Genomic DNA, 24,514 nt, shown 5'->3' on the forward strand with positions numbered 1-24,514 from the left:
CCGCCGAGGCACCGCGGCGGGGCGGTGTCTCGGCGAGGGCGAGCCGTCTCGGGGCGCGGACGCGCGTCAGCGGCTCAGCAGCTGCGCGCCGAGTACGCCGCGGTCAGCGCGCCCGCGGTGAGCGAGTCGGCCGGGATCGACGCCCGACGGGTGGTGAACGCCGCGGAGGCGCTGCCGCCGGGGGCGGCGATCAGCGTCGGCGAGGCGCCGAACGGCGAGCGGATGACGACCGCGAGGGGCGTCGTGCCCGTGTTCCGTACCACTCCCGTGATGACGGCCTTGCCTGCGATGCAGCGGGTGGAGGCGGTGAGCGTCGCGCTCGGCGCCGTCACCACCACGGTGGCGGTGACCGTGACGGCCGTGGAGCTCGACAGCCGGCGGTCGGCGGCGTTCCAGGCCGTGGATCCGCCGGCGCCCACCCACTGGTTGTCGTTCGCGCCGATCGTGCGGACGACCCCGGTGACCGAGTAGCGGCCGGGCGCGGTCTTCACCGCGGAGGTGTCCCAGGTGACGGGCTGCGAGGCGGTGCCGCGGCCGTAGGCGAGCACGACGTCGGCGCGGGCGGGCAGGACCGCCGCGGCGGCGGCTCCCGAAGCGACCGTCACCTCGCCGAGATCGGAGCGGACCGCGGAGGCCGCGTCGGCCGAGCGGACCTCGGCGTACTGCCCGGCGGTCAGCGAGACGACCCCGCCGTGCTTGGTCGAGGGCGCGAGCGAAAAGCCGGGATCGGTGAGCTGGGTCCAGCCCGCGTCGAGATCCTTCGTGACCATCGGCCGGTAGCCGGTCGAGGGGATCACGTCGACGTAGAGGTACCAGGTGTCCTCTCCGTGGTCCGTGAACACCGCGGGGCCCTCGACCCCTCCCGCGTTCCCGCCGGCCCACACCGCGCCGATGCGGTCCTGGATCGGCGTCCACGCGGTCGACGGCAGCCACCACGTCGCGGCCGTGGTCGACTCCATGTAGATGCCCCTGCCGGTGCCGTTGTCCTTCGAGATCCGGTAGGTCGTGCCGCCGTCCTGGATCAGCGTGGTGTCGATCGTGTCGGCGCCGGTGTCGACGAAGGTGCCGCCGTACGAGTAGGTGCCCTGGGTGAAGTCCGAGGTCGCTCCCCAGAGCACGCGCGAGGAGCCGGTTCCCGGCGTGTGCGCGGCAGTCGGGTAGACCGTGGAGGACCAGTAGACGACGAACGAGCCCCGGCCCGGCCCGTCGTAGTCCGGAACCCAGGTGGCCTCCGGGGCCCACATCATGCCGGCCTCGAGAGCCTTCGCCCCGGTCGCGTCGAGCGCGACGTCGAACTGGCGCAGGTCGCTCCACGACACGAGGTCGCTCGACTCCCAGACGTTCATCCTCGTGCTGCCCTGCGTGGTCCAGTGGCACCAGGTGGTGCAGGAGCCGGTGCCGGAGTCACCGCCGAAGACGCGGAGGTCGGTGGCGATGATGAAGTACTTCTTCGTCTCGGGGTTGTAGGTCAGGTACGGGTCGCGGACACCGGTGGTGCCCAGGTCGGAGGCGAGGATCGGCTTCCCGCCGTTCAGCGGATCCCACTTCTCGGGGTCGTCGCCGCGCGAGACGTCGAGGTAGATCTTCTCGGCGTAGCCCTGCGCGTCCTCGACGAAATGCACCATCAGGTAGCCGTAGGGGGTGTCGACGCCGACCTGCGGCGCGACGGTCACGACGATCGAGCGGGTCTGCGCGACTCCGCGGATCGACGCCGTCGCGGTGAGCGACGCGGTGCGCGCGGCTTGGCCCGCGGCCGGGCGGTCGGCGCTGAGGGTGCGGCCGTCCGCCGAGACGCGCAGAGCCGGGTCACCGGAGGTCCAGGTCACCGCTCCCCCGTAGTCGGGAAGGTTCGCGGTCGAGTCGTCGACGGTGAGCGGAGCGACCGCGGCCAGCACCGCAGCGGCGAGCGGCGCGAAGGAGGAGGCGTGCGGCGTCGCATCCACGCTCGACACGGCCGCCACCTCCTGCCCGGTCAGGGCGCGGTCGTAGACGCGGAACGCCGACACCTCGCCCGCGTAGAACGGGTCGGGGTAGGGCGCGCGGCCGATCGTGTTCAGCGACTGGTCGGCCACGGACGAGGGCCGCAGCGCTGTGGGCGCCGAGGCGACCCGGACGCCGTCGACGAAGAACGAGAGAGTGCCTGCGCTGCCGTCGATCACCGAAGTGAGGCTGTACCAGCGGTCGGCTGCGAGCGCGGAGGCGCTGCGCGCGTTGATCTCGCCGCCGCCTCCGCCCGTGGTGATCGCCGTGCGCACCCGGTCGCGCACCGACGCGAACCAGTACTGGTTCGTGCTGTCGCTGCCGATGGTCCAGAGGAAGTGGAAGTTCGAGAGCATCGACGCGTCGGCGCGGGTCTCGATCGTGACCGTCGCCGAGGTGCGGCCGGACAGCAGGTTCGCGGGCAGCTGCACCCAGGGTGCGGTGGTGCTGCTCTTCGGCCCGCCGGTGAGGCGCAGCGACGTGCCGGTCCACAGGGAGTCGGTGCCGTTGCGGACGGTCGCGGCTCCCACGCCTCCGCCCGCCGTGTTAGCCACGGTGTTGCCGCTGGTCTGCGTGAAGCGGTAGTCGGCGAGCAGACCCTGCTGCGGGATCGCCGCCTCGGCGGCCTGGGCGGCGGAGGTCGGCGCGACAAGGCCCGAGAGCAGCATCGCGCCGAGGCCGACCGCGGCGAGTGCCGCCCGGAGCGGCGCCCGGCGGGCGGGGTCGGCCTGGGAGTGGGCGGGGGTCGACAGTGGCATGGTGCTCCTTCGCACGGACGGTCGGGGGCGGCGGGGCCGCGAGCGGGGCCGAGCGGCTGGTCACCGCTCGGCCCGGGGGAGCGATCAGCCGCAGCTGAGCGCCGGGTGCTGCGCCGCCACGGTCGCGCTCCGGGCGGCGTCGTCGGAGCCGGCGACCACGACCGCCGTCGACCCGGCGGGAACGCTGGTCAGACGGGTGGTCACGGCGGTGGAGGTGCTCGTCCCGCCGGCGAGAGCGGTCACGCTCTTCGCCGCGGTGCCGGAGCCGACGGTCACGTCGATCGGCAGATCGTCCGCGTTGCGGACCACCGTGGTCAGCACGACCCGGCCGGCGACGCAGCGGGCGCCGGCAGTGACGACCGGCTGCAGCGGCACGGTCGAGGCGGGAGCGCCGAGCGAGACGCGGAAGCGCTGGCAGTCGTTGTTCAGCACGCTCCACTGGCCGATCCGGGTGCCGTTCGCCGCCGAACAGTTCGACAGGTCGAGCGCCTTGCCGCTGTGCGCGGCGCGCAGCTCGACGGTGCCGTCGTTGCCCGGGCGGAGGCGCCACGCGCTTCCCGTGACGCCGCACGCGCCCTGGGTGACGGTCGCACCGTCGGCGGTAGAGCCTCCGGTGACCGCGAGGCACGAGGCGGCGGCCGAGACCGGGTGCATCTCGACAGCGCCGTCGGCAGCACCGGTGACGGTGACGCGCTGGCACGGCGAACCGAGCCACTCCTGTTGCTGGAGCACGGCACTGTTGGCGGTCGAGCAGTTCGGCAGATCGAAGGCCTTGCCGGTGACGAACGAGGTGATCGCCACAGCGCCCGCGGGGCGCAGCGCCCACTCCTGAGCGGCGGAGGCGGTGGCCGCGGCCTGGCGGACGGAGCCGCCGGACGCCTCCAGCACCGTGCCGCTGGCGCGGTGGGTGAGCGTCGAATAGCCGCCGGTTCCCGGGGCCACCCTCCACTGCTGGCAGCCGGTGGTCAGCCACGCGGACTGCTGGAGGCCGACATCGGCGCGCGCGCAGTCGACGGGCCCGAGGGCCTTGCCGCTGCTGGCGTTCATCAGGCGGAGACTGTCCTCGCCGGTGGCGTCGAGCATCCAGTTCGCCCGGGGCGTCGAGCACGGACCCTGGACGATGCCTGCACCGTCGCCGCTCTGGGCGGAGGAGACGGTGGCGCAGAGACCGGTGCTGCGGCTGACGAGCTGCCACGGCGCTCCCTCGACGCGAGCCGTGATCGGCGCGTTCTCCCCGCTGGGCACGGGGATCTGCGCGGTGGTGCCCAGAGGAGTGCCGAAATCGGGCTCGCCGCCGGCTGTCCAGTCCATGAGGTGCGCGCGGGCCGAGCGCTGGCGGCCGCAGCCGTCGTCCGGTCCGGGGTTCGCGTGGTACAGGTTCCAGGTCTCGGTGCCGTCGGGCGAATCGAAGAAGTCGTTGTGACCGGTGCCGAACTCGCCGTTCGCCTTCGAGAAGACCGGTCCGTCGCTCTTGGTCCAGGAGGAGGCCACGACCGGGTCACCGGTGCCGTCGTACTCGAGGGTGCCGAGCTGGTAGTCCTCGGTGCCGCAGAAGCTCGCCGAGTAGACGATCCAGGTGCGGCCGTCCTTCTGCAGCGGGATCGGGCCCTCGTTGACGGGCGCGCCGATGGTCTCCCACGGCTCGGTGGGCGACGAGAGCACGTTCATCGGCCCGGTGGCGGTCCACGGGTCGGACATCCTGGCGATGTAGTTGTTCTGCAGCCGGTTCGGCCCGGCTGAGAACGCCGACCAGGTGATGAAGAGCTCGCCGTTCAGCTCGAGGTACGCGCCGTCGATGTTCCAGTCGTCGGTGGGGATCGGCCGACCCTTGTAGCTGTAGGGCCCCATCGGGTCGTCGCCCGCGCTCTCGATCACCTGGAGGTGCTGGCGGTCGAAGTTCCCAGCGGTTCCCATCGTGTACATCAGGTACCAGCGCCAGCCGTTCGGCCCCTCCATCCGCTGCAGCTCGGGCGCCCACATGTTGGCGTTCCGGCCCGGGTTCGTGTCGGTGTAGACGGTCGTCGGAGTCGCGGTGCCCAGCGCCGCGAGCGTCGGCGCCTTGCGCATCACGACGCGGTTGTCCCAGGTCGTGGCGACCAGGTAGTAGTTGCCGTCGTGGAACTCGATCGTCGGATCGGCGGTGTCCGGCTCGATCGGGTTGGTGAAGGTCGGTTCGCCCAGCGCGTGCGCCGGGGCTGCGGCGGTGAAGGGCAGCGCCACGACCGCGGCGAGCAGGATCAGCAGCCCTGCGGTGAGGCGGCGGCGGAGCGAGCCCCTCGGGACTCGGTCTCGCTCGGCGGCGGGCGTCGGTGCGGGCGTCATCGTGACTCCATCGTCAGAGGGGTGGGCGGCAGGGAGCCCGGAGATGCGTCGGCGAGCGGCGCACCCCCGGGGAGTCGCGGGGTCGCCGCCGCGACGCCCATCACGGGCGTGCGAGTGGTGGCGGGGCAGAGTTCCGCGCACTACGGGATGCGGTGCGACCTCGTCCTCGAGGTCTCCGACACCGTCTTCCCGGCGATTTTGTTCACGGTAACAGGGTGTCTGCGCCAGTTCAACCACCCCCTCCGCGGGGCTCAGGCGGCGGCGGGCCCGCGGCGCACCAGAACCGAGTCGGAGGCGTGGCTGGCACCTCGAGGGACGACGACGCACGAGCTGGCACACGAGTTCGACTGGCGCGGGCGGACGGTCCGCGGGGACCGCTGCGGATCGGGACCGGACCTGGTGCTCCTGCACGGCACTCCGTGGTCGTCGGAGCAGTGGCGCCCGTTCGCCGAGGCGGACGAGCGCTTCACCGCCGAGATCGAGCCCGGCTACGGCAGCATCACCGAGCCCGTGCACCCCATCTGGGGCGCCGAGGACGCCTGGATCCCCCGCGACCGTGCCGAGCGACTCCGCGCTGCGATCCCGCACACCTCCCTTGCCCTGATCGACGACGCGGGGCACATGGTCCAGCTCGACGCCCCCGTCGCCCCCTCGGCCGAGCTCACCCGCTGGACGGCCTCGGTCCGCACCTGATCGAGCGCCCCGGGAAGGCTCGCCGAGGTGAGCGGCGAGGCGCTCCGCCCGCGTCGCTCGGGGACGTCGACGAGAGCCGCGCGGGCGACCCTCGTACCCTCCTCCACCGCCGCAGCGCGATTAGGCTCAATCCCGACCACACGCCTCCCGAGGAGGAGCCATCGCCACCATCAGCCCCGAGCTCAGCCGCCGCGAACGCAACAAGCAGGACAAGCTCGACCGCATCACCGATGCAGCCCGAGCCCTCTTCGACGAGCACGGGATCGACGAGGTGACGACGCAGCAGATCGCCGACCGTGCCGATATCGGCGCGGGCACGCTGTTCCTGTATGCGCGGACGAAGGCCGAGCTGCTGCTCCTCGTGCAGAACTCGGCCTATGGCGCGGCTCTCGTCGAGGGCGTCGAGGCGTCAGCGGCGCTCGACGAGCCGGCCGACGCGGTCCTCGCCGTGCTGCGGCCCGTGATCGTGTGCAACCGCGCCCGGGTCGACAACGGCCGCGCCTACCTCCGCGAGATCGTCTTCGGCGATCCGGAGGAGCCGCACCACCGCGAGGCCCTCCGCCACACCCTCGAGACGGAGGCAGCGGTCGCCTCGGTCCTGGAGCGCACCGCCGGCGTCCCCGCCGCCGCGGCCGCGATCAGCGCGCACATCGTGTCGGCGATCGTCTTCGCGACGCTCGCGATCACCGCCAACGCCTCCGCCTCGGTCGACGAGCTCGTCGCCGAGATCCGGGTGCAGGTGGAGGCACTGCTGCCGGCGTGACGCGGCCGACGCTCAGCGCGAGAGGCGCTTGGCGTAGCAGCGGGCGCTCGGCTCGTCGCCCCAGTAGCCGTACCCGGCGATGGGCTCGTAACCCGAGCTCGCGTACAGCGCCATCGCCTCCGGCTGCTCGACACCGGTGACCAGCCGCAGCAGGTCGACTCCCTCGCGGACCGCTACGCGCTCGACTCCAGAGAGGAGGACCCGGCTGAGCCCGCGCCCGCGCGCCTCCTCGGCCACGAACATCCGCTTGATCTCGCCGATGCCGTCCTCGACGGCGAGCGCCACACAGCCGACCGGCTCGCCGCCGACCACCAGCAGGAGCGTCGGGGCGTCGTCGGGTGGCCGCTGGCCGGTGTCGTCGCCGCCGTAGCGGGCCAGCAGGTCGGCCTCCTGCGCGGCGAAGAGCGCGGTCGCGGCCGGGTCGCCGGCCGTGGTCTCGATCAGTCGGGAGTCGTCGGGCACCGCACGATGCTACGACGTGCCGCAGGGCCGCTCAGTCCTCAGGCACGAGCCGGACGAGGAACCCTCCCGGTACTCCCGGGCGCAGCTCCTGGTACTCGGACGGGATCCGGTACTCCGCGGTGCCCACCGACGAGACGGTGAAGGAGTCGTCGGTGCGCGTGCCGGCGAGGAACACCGAGTAGACGAGCGTCCCGTCCTCGAGCGAGCGGCGCCCCGCCGCCGCTCCCGACCAGCGGTGTCCGCCCGGGTCGGCCGGGGCGGAGCCGAGGGAGGCGTCGATCGCGGCGGTGTCGACGCCTGCCGTGCGGATCCCGTCGGCGCAGTCGCGCCAGCTGCCGGTGAAGCCGGGATCGTCGTCGGAGGCGCAGAACAGCATCGCGCCGTCGGGAGCGACGTGCAGCTCGCCGTAGCCGCCGACGATCTGGGAGGCGTCCGGCTCGTCAGCGCGAGGCTCCGACGACTCGACCGGCACCTCGGACCGCGCTGCCGAGGGAGCGGGCTGCGGCGTGCACCCCGCGAGAGCGAGCACGAGGACCGCCACCGTTCCCGCTCGCCTCATGCACGCAACCTACTGGAGTCGCGCCTCCTCGACGCACGCCGCCCCGGCTCGAGCGGACCGAGAGGAGCGCCCGCCGGGCCGGTGCCCGGAAGCGCGGCGACGCCTGCTCCCACCTGGGCCCCCCGAGGCCGACCGCGACCATCAACAGCGGTGGGGAGCCGGTCGGAGGCGCCTCCCGCCAGACCCGCGAACGATCACGTCGTCGATGCACGGCGTCGACCGCACCAGCAGCACCCCGAACAGCAACGCGGGACTCTCGGCGACGAACCTCGACAGCCCGACGACGACCAGCGGAACGAGCACGACGTTCACCACTCCGACCACCGCCAGGAAGGACCCGTCCCGCAGCGCACGCCCGACGGCGGCGAAGGGGACGCCGAGGACCGTCGCGAACAGCAGCAGCCCGAGCACGGACTCGATCGCACCGTCGAGGTGGTGCGCCGCGGGAACGAGCAGCCCCGCGCCTCCGCCGACGACCATCGCAGCGAGGTAGAGCGCACTCTGGCGGTGCTCGAGCCGAGCGACGCGACGGCGTCGGTCGGCACGCTCAGGCGGGCAGCAGCTCAGCGAGGAGCGCCTGCACGCGGCGCCGGATGTCGTCGCGGATCGCCCGAACCTCGTCGAGCTCCTTGCCGTGCGGGTCGGCCAGGTCCCAGTCCTCGTAGCGCTTGCCGGGGAAGACCGGGCAGACGTCGCCGCAGCCCATCGTGACCACGACGTCGGACGCCTGCACCTGCTCGGTGGTCATCAGCTGCGGAACCGCCTGCGAGATGTCGATGCCCTCCTCCGCCATGGCCCGGATCGCGACCGGATTGATCCGGTCGCCGGGCTCGGAGCCGCCGGAGCGCACCTGCACGGCGCCTCCGGAGAGCGCACGGAGGTAGCCTGCGGCCATCTGCGAGCGGCCGGCGTTGTGGATGCAGACGACGAGGACGGTGGGGGCGGCCATCGGGCTCCTGACGGGTGATCGGTCGGCGCCCCTCCGACACGAGCCGAGGGAGGCACCGCCGAGGCTACTCGCCGTGCGCGCGGCGGTAGCCGTGCACGCGGAGACGACGGCCACCATGGCAGGCCAGGGCACATCGACCCGTGCGCCGGAAGGGCGGGTCCGCTGCACAGTGAGGTGATATCTGATCTGGGTTGCTCGGGAGGGTGGCGTGGAAGGGTGACCGCATGCCGAAGGCATAGTGATCGACGCGAGTACGATAAAGGCTTGGTCTTCGTCCGTATCCCCTCAGGCGATCCCTCGATCGTCGCGCCTGCTCTGCCGGCACCGGCGACGACCACTCGCCTACCCCGGTTCCGGCCGCGTCCTCGTCAACCGTCTCGGTCTCCACAGCATCGCAGAGCCCGATTCGGCGCTGAACCTCTGGATCGGACGTCAGGTCCAGAACGACTCCGCTAGCCTGGTCACCTCCGCAGGAGCTTCTCATGACGCCAGAACACGTGATCATCCCGGACGCCTACGCGTTCTTCTGGTATGCGATCCCCATCGCGGCAGCGATTCTGCTGGTGTCCGCGCTCGTGACGATCATCAGGGCACAGCGTCTCAGCACCGCAACGAGGGTGGGCTGGCTTGTTGTCGTTGTGCTCCTCCCCGTGGTCGGATCGATCCTGTGGTTGCTCTACTACAGAGCAGTCGCCCGGCTGCCGCGGCAGTCGACTGAAGCACAGTCAGTCGGAGCCGAACTCTGACGTTCGGATGACCGAGGAGTGAGCACAGTGGGACCCGGATTCGTTGAATCCGGGTCCCACTTTCTGGAGGTACTCGGCCTGGCCATAAACGGCCTGGAGCCTTTCGAGTTGTGTGCGAGTGCGTGGTCCTCGGCGGTGAGAGGTAGCGGCGACTGGCGACGACGCGTCCGCCGCCCTGAGGGGAGCCGGGCGACGACTCTCGTCTCCTCCCCCGACGACGGCGTGCTAGTGCTGCGCCTCGCCGCGCACGCGGCGGTAGTGCCGGTCACGGAGCGCGAGGATCGTGCCCCCGATCAGTGCGGCGACGAAGGAGCCTGTCAGTACGCCGACCTTCACGTGGTCGTCCGACCCGGTGCCTGCGCCATACGAGAGCTCGCCGACCAGCAGCGAGACGGTGAAGCCGATGCCCGCGACGAAGGTCATGCCGATCACGTCGGCCCAGCGGAGCGAGGGATCGAGGGCGATCCCGCGCAACCGGGTCAGGAGGAACGTGCTGCCGGCGATGCCCAACGGCTTGCCGAGCACGAGTCCCGCGATGATGCCGAGGGCGATCGAGTCCTGGAACGACTCCGCGAGACCCGAGAGGCCGCCGAGGGCGACTCCCGCCGAGAAGAAGGCGAACACGGGGACGGCGACCGTCGTGGACAGCACACTCCAGCGGTCGGCGAAGTGCGCGGCCAGGCCGTCGTAGAGCGGATGCCCGTCGGCGTCGGCGCCGACTCGCACCCGCGCGCGCGGCGTGGCGAGCACCGGCACCGTGAAGCCCAGCAGCACGCCGGCGACCGTCGCGTGGATCCCGGACGCGTGCACCAGAGCCCAGGTGGCGACTCCGAGCGGGATCAGGACCCACCAGGCGCGCACGCCGCGCTGCACGCACGCAGCGAAGACCGCGAGCGGGATCAGCGCCAGCGCGAGCATCAGCACGTCGATGCCGGCCGTGTAGAAGACGGCGATGATCGTGATCGCGATGAGGTCGTCGACCACCGCGAGCGTCAGCAGGAACGTGCGGAGAGCCGGCGGCAGGAACCTTCCGACCACCGCGATCACGGCGACCGCGAACGCGATGTCGGTCGCCGCGGGGATCGCCCAGCCGTCGAGCGCCGCCCCGCCGCGGGGAAGGTTGACGAGGGTGAAGATCAGGGCCGGCACGGCGACTCCACCGACCGCCGCGACGATCGGCACGAGCGCCGTCCGGGGATCGCGCAGCTTACCGGCGACGAACTCCTCCTTCAGCTCCAGGCCGACCACGAAGAAGAAGATCGCGAGCAACCCGTCGGCGGCCCACGCTCCGAGGCTGAGCTCGAGGTGTAGCGCCTCGGGCCCGAAGCGGACGTCGCGCACCGCCTCGTAGAGCCCGGCAGCAGGACTGTTCGCGACGATCAGCGCGAGGAGGGTGGCGGTGAGGAGGAAAGCGCCTCCGACCGTGTCCTTCTGGAGCGTCTGGCGCAGTCCTCGCCAGATCGAGTGCGGGGCCTGGTCGGCGGGCAGGGGAGCGTGCGGCATGAGGGGGTTCCGTCCGGAGAGGTGAGCGAGCGCGAGGGCGCGGCCGCTGTCTCAGGAGGAGGGGCGGTCGCGGATCACGCGCGCGGCGGCGGGCAGCCGGCGATCTCGCCGTGCGCATTCGTCCCCCACAGGCTCATCCAGCCGTTCGTCCCCGTGGCCCGCGTGGTCAGCAGGAGCCGCTTCGGGACGGCGGCAGCGTCGCGCGAGCGCAGAGGGAGGAACAGGGGCACCTTTCGAGGGTAACGGTGCGGGCCTCCGAGTCCGCCTTCTCGGCCACGATGCCCCGACACGAGCGCGCGCGTGTACATATTGCGCACTCGTGGCACCGCAGAGGTGCGCAGGCCCCTCCGCGGCCCGAGGGCCCACCTAGAGTGTCTGCATGTCGACGGAGACGGTGACGCAGCTGGTGCCGGCTCCACCTGCGCTCCTCCTGCCACCGAGGTTCCTCAGCGCGGACGATCACCTCACCTCGTCGCTGCTCGATCTGCAGCGCACGGCGCCCTTCATGCTCGCCGCCGCAACGATCCGCCGCACACCGACCGCCCGCGACGAGGTGCTGCGCAGTTACGGGATGACCGCCGCCCACGTCCAGGACGGCCTCGACGACTTCATCCCCCACAGCGAGTACTTCGGCTCGGTCCTCGACTCGCCCGAGGAGATCCTCGACTGGACCCGCGAGACCGGATTCCGCGAGACCGCGATGGCTCGCGACCACCTCGTCGCGGCCGGCATCACCCAGGGCATGTCGTTCGTGCTCCTGCACGGCGAACGCGTGGTGGGGAGTCTGCACTTCAACTTCGCGGGCATCCACGAGTTCGACGACGCCCAGTACGTAGCGCTCGACACCGCCCGCCGGTCGATGGGCGTCCAGATCAGCGCTTACGTGCTCGCCGGGGATGTGGGTCTCACCAGCCGCGAGCGCGAGGTGCTGCGCCTGATGGCCGACGGAGCGACGAACGCCGAGATCGGCGACGCGTTCCACCTCTCTCGGCACACCGTGAACACGCACGTCGAGCACATCTTGACCAAGCTGCGCGTGTCGAACCGGGTGCAGGCCGTGCGCGCGAGCCTCGTGCTCGGACTGGTCTGAGCCCCTAGGCCGCCGAGCCGCGCGGGCGACGCTCGTCGAGACCGGCGAAGGCCGCGGCGAGGAGGTACTCGCTCGCGCGGGCGGCGTAGATCGACTCGGCGACCGCCGGGTCAGCCTCGAGGAGGCTGTTGGTGAGGGCTCGGAACGGCGCGGTCGCTGTCTCCGGGAACTCGCGGCCGCCCCGGCGTCCGCGCACCGGCGCGGCCGAGAGCATGCCGGACTCGAAGCGCCAGAGGTAGAGGGCCGTCGGCCGCTGGATCCGTACGATCGCCGGCTCGCCGCCGTCGAGGAGCACGAGCCGGTGGGGCGCATAGGGGCTCTCGGAGCCGTTCGCCTCGATCGTGCCCGTTCCCTCGACCGCGTAGAGGCCGTAGACGGCGCCCTCGCCGGGCAGCGACTCCCACTCGCCTCCCCGAGTCCACGCTCGGCCGAATCTCGTCTCGGAGGTGCCGGCCGACCGGATCCGGAGCGCTGCTCCGCCGGCGGTCGCGGTCCATCCGAGGGTACGGAGCCGGGTTCCGGGATCGTCGAGGGTCGGGTCGTTCGTCATCGCAGGTCTCTCTTCTCCGCCAGGGTCGGGGCGTGCCGCGATGTCGTCATTCGGGTGCGACTGCGCGGCAGAGCCGAGGGTAGAGCGAGACCAGCGGAGAAGGGAATAGGCAGAATGACCGATTCCCCTGAGCCAGCTCAACGTCGCCTTCGCCATCGCGGATCGGCCTCGCTACAGCGGTCCGAGACGACGCGAGAGGACGGGCCCGACCGAGGGGCCGTCGATCGCCGTCACCCGACCGTCCAACGCCGAGCCGTGAACAGTTCCGGACGGATGGAGCAGCACGAGGGCGTGGGCCGAGACCAACTCGGCGAGCCCGGAGTTGATCGCGCGAGGATCGCGAAGAGCCTCGAGAAGGTCAACGAGGGCGCCGATGCTCTCGGCTCGGGTGTCGGGTCCGAGATCCGTTCTCGGAGGCAGCGGAGCGTCAGGGGCCATCGGGCCATCTCCACACGATCATCGCTCAGGGCAGCACGCCGTCCGGCGAGCTGCGCGCCAGCGTAGACCTTGACCGCTCTTGGCACCACAGGCGGATCGCACACCGCCCGCCGATCCGCGCCACGATTCCGCACGGCCACGGGATTCTGCCGAGAGAGCGAGGCGGGCGTCGGTCCGGGTCGACGCGGAGCGTGGTGCCCGTGACGAGTCCGCTGGTGATCGCCCGCACGCCCGATCCGATGCCGGACGTCGCGCGGTAGGCGTCGTCGATGCGGACGTCGAGCGTGTCGTCGCGGGTGAAGACGATGTCCTTCGTGACGCCTCCCACGTCCACCGTCATCGGCGCTGCTCCGCAGTCGGAGAGCCGGTCGAGGCGTCCAGCGCGTCGCTCTCGAGGGCGTGAGGAACATCCGACTGGCCGGCGGCCCCGCCCCGTCCGCGCGTACATCGAGCAGCAGCTGCCCGCCGTGCTCGACGGCAGCGTGCACCCCGGTCGGGTGTTCGACCGGACGATCGACCTGGAGGACACGCCCTCCGGCTACGCCGCTATGGACGAGCGCAGTGCCCTGAAGGTGCTCGTCACTCCGTGACACGACGGGGCGGCCGGACGTGGCCGCCCCATCCGCGCGTCGCCGCTGAGCGGGGAGGCGGAGGCGAGCGCCGTCAGCCGGCGCGGATCAGATCGACGATCTCCTGCGCGTCGGCGTCACCGGGCGCGATCTGCACCGAGTCACCCTCCATCGCCTGCATCACGGTCGTCGCCGCCACGAGCTCGTCGCCGGCCCGCATCAGGAGGCGTGCCTCGGCGCCTGCGTCAGCGGCCTCCCGCGTCGATCGTTGGAAGACCGCGGCGCCCTCGTCGTCGAAGCGCACATCGACGACCTCGACGCCGCCGGTGTCCACCACCCCGGCCGAGGCGATCCCGGCTCTCGTGAAGGCCGCAGGATCGACGACGACGTTCTGCCCGCCGACCGCCACGCACTGCGGGTCGACGCCCGGCGCGCAGACGGTGGAGACCGCCAGCTCCAGGCTGCCACCGGTGGAAGCGGACGGTGTCGGCGCCGGCGACTCCGCCGTGCAGCCGGTCAGGGCGAGGAGTAGGAGCGCGGCGGCTCCCACGGCGGTACGTCGGATCACGGCTGGGCTCCCCTGCATCGGTGACGGAGCACGACACGCTACCGACTCGGCGGGCCGCCGCGCATCCTCCCGGAGCAGCACACGACCCGCAGAGAGCCGCTCAGCCGCCCACGGCCCAGGGGAACGCGGGCGCGTTCGAGCGGGCACCCTCCCGGGCCTTCGAGCGGTTCGGTTCGCCGAGTTCGCCGAGCAGCGCCTCCGACTCATGGACGAGGCCTGCGAACACGGCCGGCGTGAACCAGTCCGGGCGCAGGGCGAAGAGGAGGTCCTCGGTCGCCGTGTTGCCGCTGGCCCCGGGCGCGAACGGGCAGCCGCCCAGGCCGCCGAGCGCGCCGTCGACCACCGCGGCGCCGGCCTGCACGGACGCGATCGCGTTCGCGACTCCCGAGCCCCAGGTGTCGTGTCCATGGAACACGATCTCGCGGGGCGGAGTCTCGGCGACGACGCGCGCGACGAGCGATGCCACCTGGTCGGCGTGCGCCTGGCCGAGCGTGTCGCAGACGACCACGTCGGCCGCTCCCTCCGCCCGCGGGTCGCGTGCGATCGCGAGCACCCGTTCCGGATCGACGGGCCCCTCGAAGGGGCAGGTGAACGAGGTGGCGATGCACAGCTGGATCCGGCCGCCGACGCCCTCGGCGAGCGCCACCGCCCCCGGCATCGCCGCCAGGCTCGCCTCCGTCGGCCGGCCGACGTTGGCGAGGTTGTGCGAGTCGGACGCCGAGAAGCAGTACTGGAAGCGGCGCGCCCCTGCGGCGGCAGCCCTCTCCACGTGCCGCGGAGTCGCGACCCACACCCAGCACCGCTCCAGCTCCTCGGGGGTGAGCGCAGCGATCACCTCGAGGGTGTCGGCCATCGGCGGCACGAGGTCGCCGCGCGCCATCGAGCCGACCTCGAGCTCGGGCACGCCCGCGGCGAGCAGAGCGCGGACGAGGTCGACTTTGCGCTCGGTCGGCAGGAGCCTGCCGGTCAGCTGCAGACCGTCGCGCAGGGTCACGTCGCGCAGGCGCGCGGCCGAGAGCGCGGTCACCGGTCGCCTCCGCCGGCCGCGGCCGGAGCAGGAGGAGCAGCGTCCGCGCGCGCCGCGGCCCCGTCCCGCAGCGTCGCCAGCACCTCCTCCGTGTCGCCGCCCAGCGTCGGCGCGAGCGAGCGGATCGGGAGGGAGCGCCCGCCGAGCACCGGCACGATCCCGGGGAAGCCCACGCCGTGCAGCGTGCGGCCGGCGTCCTCCACGTCGAACGGCTGGATCATGTCGCGCGCCGCGTACTGCTCGCTCGCGCTGATGTCGGCGGCCGTGTAGATCGGGCCGGAGGGGACGCCCTCGTCGTCGAGGACCGCGAGCGCCTCGGCGGAGGTGCGGCCCGCCGTCCACGCGCCGATCGCGGCGTCGAGCTCGTCGCGCCGGAGCCAGCGCTGCTCGTTCGAGGCGAGCGCCGGATCCTCGCCCAGGTCGCTCCGGCCGATCACCGCCATCAGCCGCTGGAAGATCGCGTCCGCGTTGCCGGCGATCACGATGCTCGACCCGTCGGCGCAGGTGTAGGCGTTGGTCGGGGCGATGCCCTCCATCCGCCCGCCGACGCGCTCGCGGACGATGCCGTGAGCCTGGTAGTCGGGGATCAGCGACTCGGTCATCGAGAACATCGCCTCGTGCAGCGCCACGTCGATCACGCGCTCGCTCAGCGGAGCCGGCCCGAGCCCGGCGGAGAGGCGCGTCTCGCGCTGGAACAGCGCCATCATCACTCCGTAGCCGGCGTAGAGGCCGGCGACGGAGTCGCCGATCGAGACCCCGACGCGCACGGGCGGCCGATCGGGGTCGCCGACCAGCTCACGGAATCCGCCCATCGCCTCCGCCACCGCTGCGAAGCCCGGGCGGGCCGAGAGCGGGCCCGTCTGCCCGAACGCCGAGATGCGCCCGATCACGATGCCCGGGCGGGCCTCGTCGAGCACGTCCGGCCCGATGCCCCAGCGCTCGAGCGTGCCGGGGCGGAAGTTCTCGAGCACCACGTCGCACTCGGCGACCAGGCGGCGGACGGTGTCGCGCCCGTCGTCCGTGCGCAGGTCGAGGGCGATCGAGCGCTTGTTGCGGTTGATCGTATGGAACAGGAGCGAGGTCTCGGACCCCTCGTGCAGCCGCCAGCGGCGCAGCTCGTCCCCCGTGCCCGGCCGCTCCACCTTGATCACCTCGGCACCGAAGTCGGCCAGCAGTCGGCCCGCGGTGGGCGCCGCGATGAAGGTGCCGAGCTCGAGGACGCGCACGCCCGCGAGCGGGAGGGGTGCGGTCATGGCACGGCCTTTCGCTCCCGTCGAGGCTAGCGCGGCGCGCGGCGCCACCCCCTGACCTCGCGCGCACCCCCGACCTACACTGACCGGACACCATGCGCAGACACACCCTCACTCCGCGACCGGACTGGCGAGCCCGCTGCGACGAGATCGGCTTCAGCTTCTACGACCTCCCCTCCGAAAGCGGCCGCCCCTACTGGAACGAGTCCGCGGCCTACTCGTTCGCGCCGGCCGAGATCGACCTGCTCGAGCGCGCGACGTCGGAGCTCTTCGACCTCTGCATGGAGGCGTGCGAGCGCGTGGTGCGGCAGGGCCGCTTCGCCGAGTTCGGCGTCCCGCCCCGCTTCCACGAGTTGGTGCGCACCTCGTGGGACGAGGACGACCCGACCGTCTACGGCCGCTTCGACCTCGCCTACGACGACGCGGGCACGGTGAAGCTGCTCGAGTTCAACGCCGACACCCCGACCTCGCTGGTCGAGACGGCCGCCGCCCAGTGGCAGTGGCTGATCGAGACGCGCGGGCCGGACGCCGACCAGTTCAACAGCCTGCACGAGCAGCTGGTCGAGCAGTGGCGCCACCTCCGCCTCGAGCGCTGGCAGCTCGACGAGGGTGCGCGCCTGCACCTCGCGTCGCTGCACGACTCCGGAGACGGCGAGCTGATCGTCGAGGACGCCGACACCGTGGCCTACATGGCCGAGACGGCGGCGCAGGCCGGCTTCGACCCCAAGCTGATCTTCGTCGAGGACATCCGCTACGAGCTCGACGGCGCCGGCTTCCTCGACGCCGAGGGCGAGCCGATCCGGCACGTGTTCAAGCTCTACCCGTGGGAGTGGATGCTGGGCGAGCAGTTCGGCGGCCTCCTGCTCGATCGGCGCGAGCGCACGCGCTGGGTCGAGCCGGCCTGGAAGCTCCTGCTGAGCAACAAGCAGCTCCTGGTGATGCTGTGGGAGATGTTCCCCGGTCACCCGAACCTGCTGCCCGCCTCCGCCCGGCCGCTCGTGGGCACCGCGCAGGTGCGCAAGCCGCGCCTGGGCCGCGAGGGAGCGAACGTGACGGTCCTCGACGCGGACGGCACGGTCGTCGCCGAGAACGGCGGCGGTTACGGCGCGGAGGGATTCGTGCACCAGGCGCGCGCCGAGCTGGCCCGCATCGACGGGAAGACCGTGGTCATCGGCAGCTGGATCGTCGGCGAGACCCCGGCCGGCATCGACGTCCGCGAGACCAGCGGCCCGATCACCGGCGACCTGGCCGAGTTCGTCCCTCACTTCATCGAGGGCGGTCGGGTCAAGGATGCCGCTCCGGTCTTCGGGAGCCCCGAGCGGTTCCGGCCGCAGGACGTCCGCGAGCACCGCCCCCAGGACGAGGAGATCCGATGACCGGGCCCGAACACTCCGCGCACGACGACACCGGCGACGAGAGAGGGACCGGCACCGCTCGGCGCCGGTCGCGCGACGTCGGCGTCAGCGGCATCGCTTCTCAGCGCCGCGGCCTCCTGATCGGAGGCGCGGTCGCGGTCGGAGCGATCGGCCTGGCCGTCGCGTTGAACTCGGCGAGCCCGTCCTCCGACGGCATCGTGGCCACCGGCGCCGACGGCCAGGACTACGTGATCCCCGAGAACGCCGAGCGCCCGGTCTACGCGAGCCGTGAGGACTGTCTCGCCGACGTCCGCGAGCAGGTCGCCGAGCTCCAGGCGCAGGGCGAGCCCGTGGGCGACGACCCGGAGCAGCTGTGCGAGTCGACAGACGAGTACCGCGGCCACTACGCGGGCGGCTTCTGGCTCGGCCCGATCATCTTCCCGGGGTCGCGCTGGAGCTCGACGCGTGCGACGAGCTGGGCGACCGTCCCCTCCGGCGGCTTCGCGGCCCGCGGAGCGACGCAGCCCGACGTCGTCCAGAAGGCGCCCGCCGGATCGACGGTCGGTTCCCGCGCGACCCTCTCCGGCGGCTTCGGGGGCACGGGCAAGTCCGGCTTCGGCTCCCACGTCGGCGGCTGAGACCCGGGCTCCGCCTCCGGTTCATCGCGCACGGCGCCCACGGAGGGCTCGACACCACCGCGCCGGCAGGATCGTTCACGGCGGATGAACCGGGGTGCAGCGGTGTCGGGCGGCGTGGGCTGGGCCGACGGCGCCGAGGACTCACGCCGAGCGCGCCGCCCGTAGAGCGTCGGCCGCCTGCTGCACGGCGCGGCGAACGTCGCGGTCCGGGTCGCGGAGCATCGCCGTCAGCGTGCCCTCGACGCTCGACGCGAACTCGCCCTTCGCGTCCCGGCCGGAGGAGATCCCCGCGAGAGCAGCGGCGACCAGCGCCCTGGCCCCGGCGGCACGCACCCGCGGATGCTCGTCGGTGGTGAGTCGCGCGAGCTTCTTCTGCCCGCCGAGCACGCGCTCCGTGCACACGCGCGCGCACATCTCGCGCACGCGCCACGACGGATTCGCGAGTCCGGCGGTCACGGCGTCGGCCGCCGCCTCGTCCCAGACGTAGAGCAGGGCACGGGCGCCCCAGAGCTCGGGCCAGTAGAGGGAGGGGGCGCCCTGGAGGACACCCGCTGCGTGCTCACCGCCGACGGTGAGCAGGAAGGCCTCGCCCTCGTAGCCGCCGCTGAGCAGAGCCGCGGAGCGCAGAGCGACGGCGCGCTCCCCCTCGCGGGCTACCTGCGCTCGGAGGCGCTCCTCGAGCGGGTCGGTGAGGATGACGGTCGGTTCGTTGTCGCGTGCCATGTGGATCCCGACAGTACCCGCCTGCATCGCCCGACCGCAGTCTCCGCCGCACCGCGAGCCGCACCCGCACCGGACCCCTCCGACCGCGGCGAGGACGGAACGACCACGACGGACGCGCGGAAGCGGGCACGGTGGCCGCGGCGAACGTCTGGTATGTTGGGATCGATTGACCCCCTCCCAAGCCTCTCCACGATGCTCACATGGGAGGGGCCTTCCTCTTTTCTGGGTATCCGGGGATCACGATGGCACAGAAGCCGACCCTGTCATGGACGCGGCAGATTCAGCTGCTTCTCGACCGCGGCCTCTGCATTGTCGACCAAGAAGCGTGCAAAAGATTCTTGGCAGCACAGAACTATTACCGATTCTCCGGATATGTCAGATACTTCCAGCGCGCCCCGCATCACGGCGACGATACCTTCATGCAGGGAACCTGGTTCGAAGAAATCCAAGCAATCTACGATGCAGACGAAGCGCTCAGGCACACTCTTGGGGAACAGCTTGGGCGCGCAGAGCTCCTTCTGCGTAGCCACACCGCTCACGTCATAGCCCGAGAACACGGACCCTACGAGACCTACCTCGCAGAGAGCTTCTACTCAGACGCACCGAGCGCCGAGCCCACAGTCAATTCGTGTCTGCGGGACATCGAGCGCAGCAAGGAGCGACATATCCTGCGCTTCACAGAGACCGAGGGTGCGACGGGAGCGGCGAGGTTCGGAGAACTGCCGGTATGGTCCGCGGTCGAGGTCTGGTCGTTCGGAACGTTGTCCAAATGCATCGAGCGCGGCGGCACAGGCTCTCTGGCTGGTGCAGTGGCATCCAGCCTCGGAGTCGCTCAGGCCGGTTTCGCCTACCGGGTGCGCGCCCTCGTATATCTGCGAAATAGGTGCGCCCACCACAGTCGGCTTTGGAACCACTCCATCATCGACGCCGGCCCCACACCCAATAATGTTCGCGCGAAAGCAAAACGTCTCGCGGGTCAATTCAGTCCACGCTCGGCGCTGGACGTCATCGCTTCGCTAGACGACATTCTCTCTCGAGGAATGGATGCCGCGCCGATCCTGCCGGGGATAGTCGCTGAGCATTCTCAGCATAAGGGATTCTGGCGCGGACTCGTTGCACCCCAGAATTCACGCGATCACGGGCAAGCAACCTACTAGCGAGCCGTAATGGAGGGCAGGATGCCAGTGAACCTCATGTCCGAGTCCCATCACGAGCAGAAGACCCTCGCCGAGCGGGTGCATCCTTCGCCGTAAGACCCGAGGTAACTGGTTGTCAGCGCATCGACAATCAGACTGCATGCGCGCATCGTCGATGCATGAAGGGCTATCACTCGGGGGATTCGAGAAAGTGACGCGCCACGACCGCTGAGAGTGTCGGGGGGGTCGTCGGTCGTCAGAGTGGAGGAGGTCGGGCGCACCGTTCGGATCGGGAACCGGTCCTGACGGCGCGGGAGGAGCGTGGCAGCTCACTCAGGAGTCCCCCACCGGCCGGTCGGGACTGCCTGGCTATGCTGGTCCCACCCTCGGCAGCCGAGCCTTCTCCGCCTCGTCCGTGCCGGGGTGGCGCGGCTCACCCGCCCGGGGAGCGGAGGAGGTCCTCACCATGGCCGATCGGCCGAACCTCCGCCATGTGGCGGCGGTGGCGGGCGTCTCGCACATGACCGTGTCGCGTGTGCTCAGCGGGCACCCGAACATCAAGGAGTCGACCCGCCAGAAGGTCCTCGAGGCTGTCGACGAGCTCAACTACCGCCCGAACATCGCCGCCCGCTCTCTCGTCACGCAGCGCACCGACCGCATCGGCGTCATGATCGAGAGCGGCTCCGAGTACGGCCCGTCGAGCACGCTCCGCGCGATCGAGCGCGCCGCCCGCGAGAAGGGCTACTCGATCACCTCCGTCGCGCTGCGGCCCGACCTCGAGATGACGCCGGGAGATGCGATCGAGCACCTGATGGGGCTCGGGATCGACGCGCTCTGCGTGATCGCGCCGCGCTCCTCCTCCGTCGCGACACTGCGCAGCGTCGAGATCGGCGTGCCGACCCTGGTGGTCAAAAGCGACAAGGACCCCACCTTCCTCACCGTCTCGGTCGACCAGCAGGCAGGGATGTCGCAGGCCGTCGACCACCTCGGCGGCCTCGGCCACCGCGACGTCCTGCACCTCTCGGGCCCGCTGGACTGGCTCGATGCGCGCGCTCGCGAGCGCGCGTTCCACAGCCGGGCGAAGTCGTGGGGGATGCACGAGCGCCCGATCGTCATCGGCGACTGGACACCCGACTCCGGCTACGACTTCGCGGCGAGCCTGCAGTCGGTGCCCGACTTCACCGCGATGGTCGTCGCGAACGACGAGATGGCGCTCGGAGTGATCCACGGCCTCGTCGAACGCGGTATCCGCGTGCCGGAGGACGTCAGCGTCATCGGCTTCGACGACCTGCCCACGGCCCGGCACTTCCTCCCGCCGCTGACGACCGTGCGGCAGGACTTCGACAAGCTGGGCACGACCGTCGCCGAGGTCATCCACGCCCGGATCCGCGGGCAGGAGATCCCGCAGCGCACCCGCATCCCGACCGAGCTGGTGGTGCGCGCCTCCACCGCCCCGCCTCGATCGTGATCCGCCCGCAGTGATCCCGCGGCCCGCGCTCGCGTATCATCGGCGGCAGCCCCTGGCGCGTCGACCCTGACGGCGTGCCGCACACGAACCGAGGACGGCACGTGGCGATCGCATCGAGGACGACCCGGAGTCCCGCGGCCCCCGTCGTCGAGATGATCGGGATCCGCGTGTCCTTCGCCTCCGGACCGGCTCTTCGCGAGGCGCATCTGCGCCTGGTACCCGGCGAGATTCACGGCCTGATGGGGGAGAACGGCGCCGGCAAGTCGACGCTGATCAAGACGCTCACCGGCATCCACCAGCCGGACGCGGGCGAGATCGTGGTCGACGGCGTCACGCGCCGGTTCAGCGGTCCCGCTGAAGCGAAGGCCGCGGGCATCACCGCGGTGTTCCAGGACGAGCGCCTGACCGACAACCTCAGCATCGGCGAGAACGTGATGCTCGGCCACGAGATCCGCGGCCGCTTCGGCATCTCGTGGTCCCGTACCCACCGGAGGGCCGCCGAGATGCTCGCCGAGCTCGGCCTGGAGGACCTGGATCCGCACCTCCCGCTGCGCTCGCTCTCGCCCGCGATCCGCCAGCTGGTGGCCATCGGGCGGGCGATGGTCGACCGGCCGCGCGTGCTGGTGCTCGACGAGCCCACCTCGAGCCTCGACCTCGGCGACGTCGCCCGCCTCTTCGCCGTGCTGCGGAGGCTCCGCGACCAGGGCGTCGCGATCCTGTTCGTCTCGCACTTCCTCGAGCAGGTCCTCACCCTGAGCGATCGGTTGACGGTGCTGCGCGACGGAGGGACCGTGGGCGAGTACCCGGCGCACACCATGGACCGGGCCGAGCTGATCGCGAAGATGATCGGCAAGGACATCGACGCGCTGCGGCAGATCGGCTCCGACCGGCGCGAGCACCGGCGCCAGCCCGTCGGCCCCGCGATCTACCGGGCTCGCGGCATCGGCCGCCGCGGAGCCGTCGGCCCGACCGATCTCGAACTGCACCGCGGCGAGATCGTCGGCTTCGCGGGCCTGCGCGGCTCGGGCCGCACCGAACTCGCCTCGCTCGTGAGCGGAGTCGAGAAGCCGGACACGGGCGAGGTTCTCATCGACGGCGAGCCCGCGCACATCGTCGACCCGGTCTCCGGCCTCCGCCACCGCATCGCCCACTCGAGCGAGAACCGCCGCGAGGACGGCATCATCGGCGACCTCTCGGTCCGCGAGAACATCGTGCTGGGCCTGCAGGCGCTGCGCGGCTGGGCTCATCCGCTGTCGGCGGCCGAGACCGAGACTCTCGTGCGCACCTACGTGGAGGCCCTGAACATCGCCCCGGGCGACTCGGACCTGCCGGTGAAGTACCTCTCGGGAGGCAACCAGCAGAAGGTGGTCCTCGCGCGCTGGCTCGCGACCCGGCCGCGGCTGCTGGTCCTGGACGAACCGGCGCGCGGCATCGACGTCGCCTCGAAGGTCGAGATCCAGGCGCACGTCTCGCAGCTCGCGAAGGAGGGCGTCTCGGTCGTCTACATCTCCTCCGAGCTGGAGGAGGTGGTGCGCCTGAGCGACCGCATCGTGGTGTTCAAGGACCGCGAGAAGATCGGCGAGGTCAGCAACGGCCCGTGGCTGACGGTCGACACGATCGTCGAGATGATCGCGGCCGACCGCGACGACGACTCCGACGACTGACGTTCCTCTTCGCCCACGAGGGGTCGCGCACTCGGAGCCGAGGTGGGGAGAGCCGGCCTCCGCGACCGGATCGTTACCGAGACCGACGGGCACGCTGTTGCGGGTCGCATTTTGTTCACGGTAACATTCGGGGGCGGCGCTGCTTCGGCCGGCGCCCACTGCACATCCTGCACTCACCGCACCTCGGGCCGCCAGGCCCGTGTTCAGGGCCCGACGCGGTCCACCATCTCGGGCGCTCTACCGCGCCCGCGATCTCAAGGAGGAGATCTATGTCCACGACGAGACGTATCGGCCAGTTCCTGGGTTTCGCAGCAGTCGGCGCACTCGCGTTCGGCCTCGCCGGCTGCTCCGGCGGCTCCGACTCGGGCTCCGGCTCGGGCGGTGACCTCACCACGATCGGCTTCGTCGCCGTCGGCCCCGAGGGCGCATGGCGCCAGGCGAACGAGACCAACATCGAGGACACGTTCACCAAGGACGCCGGCTTCGACCTCAAGTACGCCCCCGCCACCAACGGAGACCAGAAGTCGCAGATCGACTCCTTCACCTCCTTCGTGGACGAGGGCGTCGACATCATCCTGCTCTCGGCCACCGAGGGCTCCGGCTGGGAGGACTCGCTCGAGCGCGCCCAGGAGGCCGAGATCCCGGTCATCCTGATCGACCGCGGCATCGAGCCGGACAACAGCGACCTCTACGTCACCCGCATCGCGCCCGACAACATCGCAGTCAGCACCTCGGTCGCCGACTGGGCCAAGACCACCTTCCCGAGCGGCGCGAAGTACTTCACGCTCGAGGGCCCCGCGGGAGTCTCGGTCGTCAACGAGCGCAACGAGGGCTGGGACGAGGTCATCGGCGCCGACTCGACGTTCACCAAGGTCGGCGCGCAGACCGCGAACTGGTCGACCGAGGAGGCCAAGAGCGTCTTCGAGACCGTCCTGAAGTCGAACAACAACGACGTCCAGCTCGTCTTCGCCCAGAACGACGAGATGGGCCTCGGCGCGGTCCAGGCCGTCCAGGAGGCCGGCCTCACCCCCGGCACCGACGTCAAGATCGCCACGATCGACGGCACCAAGAACGCCCTCCAGGCGCTGGCCGACGGCGAGCTGAGCTTCGTCGCCGAGTACAACCCGCTGTTCGGCGACACTGCGCTCGACGCTGTCGAGAAGACCCTCGCCGGCGAGACGGTCGAGTCCTCGATCGTCGTCCCGAGCGAGACCTTCGACTCGCCTGAGGCCGCGGCCACGGTGCTGCCCGACCGCACGTTCTAGCCGCTCCGCTCCACTGGTCGCCCGGCGTCGTCACCGAC

The 24,514-nt window shown here is 71.5% G+C and carries 26 protein-coding genes; 11 read left to right on the plus strand and 15 right to left on the minus strand.

What is annotated here, in order from left to right; translation table 11 throughout:
- Positions 1-74 precede the first annotated feature (74 nt).
- Together GSU10_RS14195 and GSU10_RS14200 are read right to left on the minus strand one after the other, a co-directional pair.
- Positions 75-2,738 (minus strand): LamG-like jellyroll fold domain-containing protein, encoded by a 2,664-nt coding sequence (locus tag GSU10_RS14195; RefSeq protein ID WP_132505321.1) that lies wholly within the window; start codon positions 2,736-2,738, stop codon positions 75-77.
- Between the two features lie 84 nt (positions 2,739-2,822).
- Entirely contained in the window at positions 2,823-5,060 is a 2,238-nt protein-coding gene (locus GSU10_RS14200) for a family 43 glycosylhydrolase (RefSeq protein ID WP_068210949.1), read from the minus strand.
- 147 nt (positions 5,061-5,207) lie between these two features.
- Here GSU10_RS14200 and GSU10_RS14205 point away from each other — a divergent pair, with 147 nt between their 5' ends.
- Positions 5,208-5,753 carry an alpha/beta fold hydrolase gene (locus GSU10_RS14205; RefSeq protein WP_068210943.1) on the plus strand — a complete coding sequence of 182 codons (546 nt, stop codon included), beginning with the start codon at positions 5,208-5,210 and terminating at the stop codon, positions 5,751-5,753.
- Between the two features lie 160 nt (positions 5,754-5,913).
- The gene (locus tag GSU10_RS14210; RefSeq protein ID WP_068210940.1) at positions 5,914-6,516 is read left to right on the plus strand and encodes a TetR/AcrR family transcriptional regulator; all 603 of its coding nucleotides are present in this window, start codon (positions 5,914-5,916) and stop codon (positions 6,514-6,516) included.
- 12 nt (positions 6,517-6,528) lie between these two features.
- Here the strand turns inward: GSU10_RS14210 and GSU10_RS14215 are convergent, their stop codons facing one another.
- The 4 genes from GSU10_RS14215 to GSU10_RS14230 form a co-directional block, all read right to left on the minus strand.
- A complete protein-coding gene (locus GSU10_RS14215; RefSeq protein ID WP_082845130.1) occupies positions 6,529-6,978 on the minus strand; it encodes a GNAT family N-acetyltransferase in 450 nt (149 codons plus the stop codon).
- A 31-nt stretch (positions 6,979-7,009) separates the two neighbouring features.
- Positions 7,010-7,537 carry a hypothetical protein gene (locus GSU10_RS14220; protein WP_132505318.1) on the minus strand — a complete coding sequence of 176 codons (528 nt, stop codon included), beginning with the start codon at positions 7,535-7,537 and terminating at the stop codon, positions 7,010-7,012.
- A gap of 141 nt (positions 7,538-7,678) precedes the next feature.
- The gene (locus GSU10_RS14225) at positions 7,679-8,017 is read right to left on the minus strand and encodes a hypothetical protein (RefSeq protein ID WP_068210934.1); all 339 of its coding nucleotides are present in this window, start codon (positions 8,015-8,017) and stop codon (positions 7,679-7,681) included.
- 67 nt (positions 8,018-8,084) lie between these two features.
- Positions 8,085-8,486 (minus strand): arsenate reductase ArsC, encoded by a 402-nt coding sequence (locus tag GSU10_RS14230; protein ID WP_068210932.1) that lies wholly within the window; start codon positions 8,484-8,486, stop codon positions 8,085-8,087.
- 482 nt (positions 8,487-8,968) lie between these two features.
- Here GSU10_RS14230 and GSU10_RS14235 point away from each other — a divergent pair, with 482 nt between their 5' ends.
- Positions 8,969-9,232, plus strand: a complete 264-nt coding sequence (locus tag GSU10_RS14235) for a PLDc N-terminal domain-containing protein (protein ID WP_132505315.1) — start codon at positions 8,969-8,971, stop codon at positions 9,230-9,232.
- A 225-nt stretch (positions 9,233-9,457) separates the two neighbouring features.
- Here the strand turns inward: GSU10_RS14235 and nhaA are convergent, their stop codons facing one another.
- Together nhaA and GSU10_RS14245 are read right to left on the minus strand one after the other, a co-directional pair.
- Positions 9,458-10,735 (minus strand): Na+/H+ antiporter NhaA, encoded by a 1,278-nt coding sequence (gene nhaA / locus GSU10_RS14240; protein ID WP_068210929.1) that lies wholly within the window; start codon positions 10,733-10,735, stop codon positions 9,458-9,460.
- Between the two features lie 74 nt (positions 10,736-10,809).
- Positions 10,810-10,965, minus strand: a complete 156-nt coding sequence (locus GSU10_RS14245) for a hypothetical protein (protein WP_158286120.1) — start codon at positions 10,963-10,965, stop codon at positions 10,810-10,812.
- A gap of 149 nt (positions 10,966-11,114) precedes the next feature.
- Here GSU10_RS14245 and GSU10_RS14250 point away from each other — a divergent pair, with 149 nt between their 5' ends.
- A complete protein-coding gene (locus tag GSU10_RS14250; RefSeq protein WP_068210926.1) occupies positions 11,115-11,825 on the plus strand; it encodes a helix-turn-helix transcriptional regulator in 711 nt (236 codons plus the stop codon).
- 4 nt (positions 11,826-11,829) lie between these two features.
- Here GSU10_RS14250 and GSU10_RS14255 read toward each other — a convergent pair whose 3' ends face one another.
- From GSU10_RS14255 to GSU10_RS14265, 3 genes are all read right to left on the minus strand, one after another.
- Positions 11,830-12,375 (minus strand): AraC-like ligand-binding domain-containing protein, encoded by a 546-nt coding sequence (locus GSU10_RS14255; protein ID WP_068210923.1) that lies wholly within the window; start codon positions 12,373-12,375, stop codon positions 11,830-11,832.
- Between the two features lie 171 nt (positions 12,376-12,546).
- A complete protein-coding gene (locus tag GSU10_RS14260) occupies positions 12,547-12,813 on the minus strand; it encodes a hypothetical protein (RefSeq protein ID WP_132505312.1) in 267 nt (88 codons plus the stop codon).
- Positions 12,814-12,838: 25 nt separating this feature from the next.
- Positions 12,839-13,153 (minus strand): hypothetical protein, encoded by a 315-nt coding sequence (locus GSU10_RS14265; RefSeq protein ID WP_068210920.1) that lies wholly within the window; start codon positions 13,151-13,153, stop codon positions 12,839-12,841.
- A gap of 127 nt (positions 13,154-13,280) precedes the next feature.
- Between GSU10_RS14265 and GSU10_RS14270 the strand changes: the two genes are divergently transcribed.
- Positions 13,281-13,403 carry a hypothetical protein gene (locus tag GSU10_RS14270; RefSeq protein ID WP_330220145.1) on the plus strand — a complete coding sequence of 41 codons (123 nt, stop codon included), beginning with the start codon at positions 13,281-13,283 and terminating at the stop codon, positions 13,401-13,403.
- Positions 13,404-13,476: 73 nt separating this feature from the next.
- On the opposite strand, the gene GSU10_RS14275 is transcribed toward GSU10_RS14270, so the two are convergent.
- From GSU10_RS14275 to GSU10_RS14285, 3 genes are all read right to left on the minus strand, one after another.
- Positions 13,477-13,950, minus strand: a complete 474-nt coding sequence (locus GSU10_RS14275; RefSeq protein ID WP_132505309.1) for a SecDF P1 head subdomain-containing protein — start codon at positions 13,948-13,950, stop codon at positions 13,477-13,479.
- A gap of 100 nt (positions 13,951-14,050) precedes the next feature.
- Positions 14,051-14,977: a beta/alpha barrel domain-containing protein gene (locus GSU10_RS14280; protein WP_132505306.1), complete on the minus strand. Its 927-nt coding sequence runs from the start codon at positions 14,975-14,977 to the stop codon at positions 14,051-14,053.
- Positions 14,974-16,230: a CaiB/BaiF CoA transferase family protein gene (locus GSU10_RS14285; RefSeq protein ID WP_068210914.1), complete on the minus strand. Its 1,257-nt coding sequence runs from the start codon at positions 16,228-16,230 to the stop codon at positions 14,974-14,976. Before GSU10_RS14285 ends, GSU10_RS14280 begins: the two co-directional genes overlap by 4 nt.
- A gap of 92 nt (positions 16,231-16,322) precedes the next feature.
- On the opposite strand from GSU10_RS14285, the gene GSU10_RS14290 reads away from it, so the two are divergent.
- The gene (locus GSU10_RS14290; RefSeq protein WP_068210911.1) at positions 16,323-17,603 is read left to right on the plus strand and encodes a glutathionylspermidine synthase family protein; all 1,281 of its coding nucleotides are present in this window, start codon (positions 16,323-16,325) and stop codon (positions 17,601-17,603) included.
- Positions 17,600-18,220, plus strand: coding sequence for a hypothetical protein (locus tag GSU10_RS14295; RefSeq protein ID WP_068210908.1), 621 nt, complete (start codon positions 17,600-17,602; stop codon positions 18,218-18,220). Before GSU10_RS14290 ends, GSU10_RS14295 begins: the two co-directional genes overlap by 4 nt.
- Positions 18,221-18,361: 141 nt before the next feature.
- Here the strand turns inward: GSU10_RS14295 and GSU10_RS14300 are convergent, their stop codons facing one another.
- Positions 18,362-18,943 carry a hypothetical protein gene (locus GSU10_RS14300; protein WP_068210952.1) on the minus strand — a complete coding sequence of 194 codons (582 nt, stop codon included), beginning with the start codon at positions 18,941-18,943 and terminating at the stop codon, positions 18,362-18,364.
- Between the two features lie 242 nt (positions 18,944-19,185).
- Here GSU10_RS14300 and GSU10_RS14305 point away from each other — a divergent pair, with 242 nt between their 5' ends.
- The 4 genes from GSU10_RS14305 to GSU10_RS14320 all read left to right on the plus strand — a co-directional run bounded on the left by GSU10_RS14305 (position 19,186) and on the right by GSU10_RS14320 (position 24,476).
- Complete coding sequence (locus GSU10_RS14305; RefSeq protein ID WP_082845131.1) at positions 19,186-20,100, plus strand: Abi family protein; 915 nt, start codon at positions 19,186-19,188, stop codon at positions 20,098-20,100.
- A gap of 445 nt (positions 20,101-20,545) precedes the next feature.
- Positions 20,546-21,547: a LacI family DNA-binding transcriptional regulator gene (locus GSU10_RS14310; protein WP_068210906.1), complete on the plus strand. Its 1,002-nt coding sequence runs from the start codon at positions 20,546-20,548 to the stop codon at positions 21,545-21,547.
- A gap of 101 nt (positions 21,548-21,648) precedes the next feature.
- On the plus strand, positions 21,649-23,211 hold the full coding sequence (locus GSU10_RS14315) for a sugar ABC transporter ATP-binding protein (protein WP_338419331.1): 1,563 nt from the start codon (positions 21,649-21,651) through the stop codon (positions 23,209-23,211).
- 269 nt (positions 23,212-23,480) lie between these two features.
- The gene (locus GSU10_RS14320) at positions 23,481-24,476 is read left to right on the plus strand and encodes an ABC transporter substrate-binding protein (protein WP_068211993.1); all 996 of its coding nucleotides are present in this window, start codon (positions 23,481-23,483) and stop codon (positions 24,474-24,476) included.
- Positions 24,477-24,514: the final 38 nt, after the last annotated feature.

The sequence above is a fragment of the Rathayibacter tanaceti genome (assembly GCF_009834165.1).
Lineage (GTDB): Bacteria > Actinomycetota > Actinomycetes > Actinomycetales > Microbacteriaceae > Rathayibacter > Rathayibacter tanaceti.

Coding starts and splice junctions, on each gene's coding strand:
- GSU10_RS14195 (WP_132505321.1), bottom strand. CDS start 2,738: ATGCCACTGTCGACCCCCGCCCACTCCCAGGCCGACCCCGCCCGCCGG.
- GSU10_RS14200 (WP_068210949.1), bottom strand. CDS start 5,060: ATGACGCCCGCACCGACGCCCGCCGCCGAGCGAGACCGAGTCCCGAGG.
- GSU10_RS14205 (WP_068210943.1), top strand. CDS start 5,208: ATGCGGTGCGACCTCGTCCTCGAGGTCTCCGACACCGTCTTCCCGGCG.
- GSU10_RS14220 (WP_132505318.1), bottom strand. CDS start 7,537: ATGAGGCGAGCGGGAACGGTGGCGGTCCTCGTGCTCGCTCTCGCGGGG.
- GSU10_RS14225 (WP_068210934.1), bottom strand. CDS start 8,017: ATGGTCGTCGGCGGAGGCGCGGGGCTGCTCGTTCCCGCGGCGCACCAC.
- GSU10_RS14230 (WP_068210932.1), bottom strand. CDS start 8,486: ATGGCCGCCCCCACCGTCCTCGTCGTCTGCATCCACAACGCCGGCCGC.
- GSU10_RS14235 (WP_132505315.1), top strand. CDS start 8,969: ATGACGCCAGAACACGTGATCATCCCGGACGCCTACGCGTTCTTCTGG.
- nhaA (WP_068210929.1), bottom strand. CDS start 10,735: ATGCCGCACGCTCCCCTGCCCGCCGACCAGGCCCCGCACTCGATCTGG.
- GSU10_RS14250 (WP_068210926.1), top strand. CDS start 11,115: ATGTCGACGGAGACGGTGACGCAGCTGGTGCCGGCTCCACCTGCGCTC.
- GSU10_RS14255 (WP_068210923.1), bottom strand. CDS start 12,375: ATGACGAACGACCCGACCCTCGACGATCCCGGAACCCGGCTCCGTACC.
- GSU10_RS14260 (WP_132505312.1), bottom strand. CDS start 12,813: ATGGCCCCTGACGCTCCGCTGCCTCCGAGAACGGATCTCGGACCCGAC.
- GSU10_RS14265 (WP_068210920.1), bottom strand. CDS start 13,153: ATGACGGTGGACGTGGGAGGCGTCACGAAGGACATCGTCTTCACCCGC.
- GSU10_RS14285 (WP_068210914.1), bottom strand. CDS start 16,230: ATGACCGCACCCCTCCCGCTCGCGGGCGTGCGCGTCCTCGAGCTCGGC.
- GSU10_RS14290 (WP_068210911.1), top strand. CDS start 16,323: ATGCGCAGACACACCCTCACTCCGCGACCGGACTGGCGAGCCCGCTGC.
- GSU10_RS14295 (WP_068210908.1), top strand. CDS start 17,600: ATGACCGGGCCCGAACACTCCGCGCACGACGACACCGGCGACGAGAGA.
- GSU10_RS14300 (WP_068210952.1), bottom strand. CDS start 18,943: ATGGCACGCGACAACGAACCGACCGTCATCCTCACCGACCCGCTCGAG.
- GSU10_RS14305 (WP_082845131.1), top strand. CDS start 19,186: ATGGCACAGAAGCCGACCCTGTCATGGACGCGGCAGATTCAGCTGCTT.
- GSU10_RS14310 (WP_068210906.1), top strand. CDS start 20,546: ATGGCCGATCGGCCGAACCTCCGCCATGTGGCGGCGGTGGCGGGCGTC.
- GSU10_RS14320 (WP_068211993.1), top strand. CDS start 23,481: ATGTCCACGACGAGACGTATCGGCCAGTTCCTGGGTTTCGCAGCAGTC.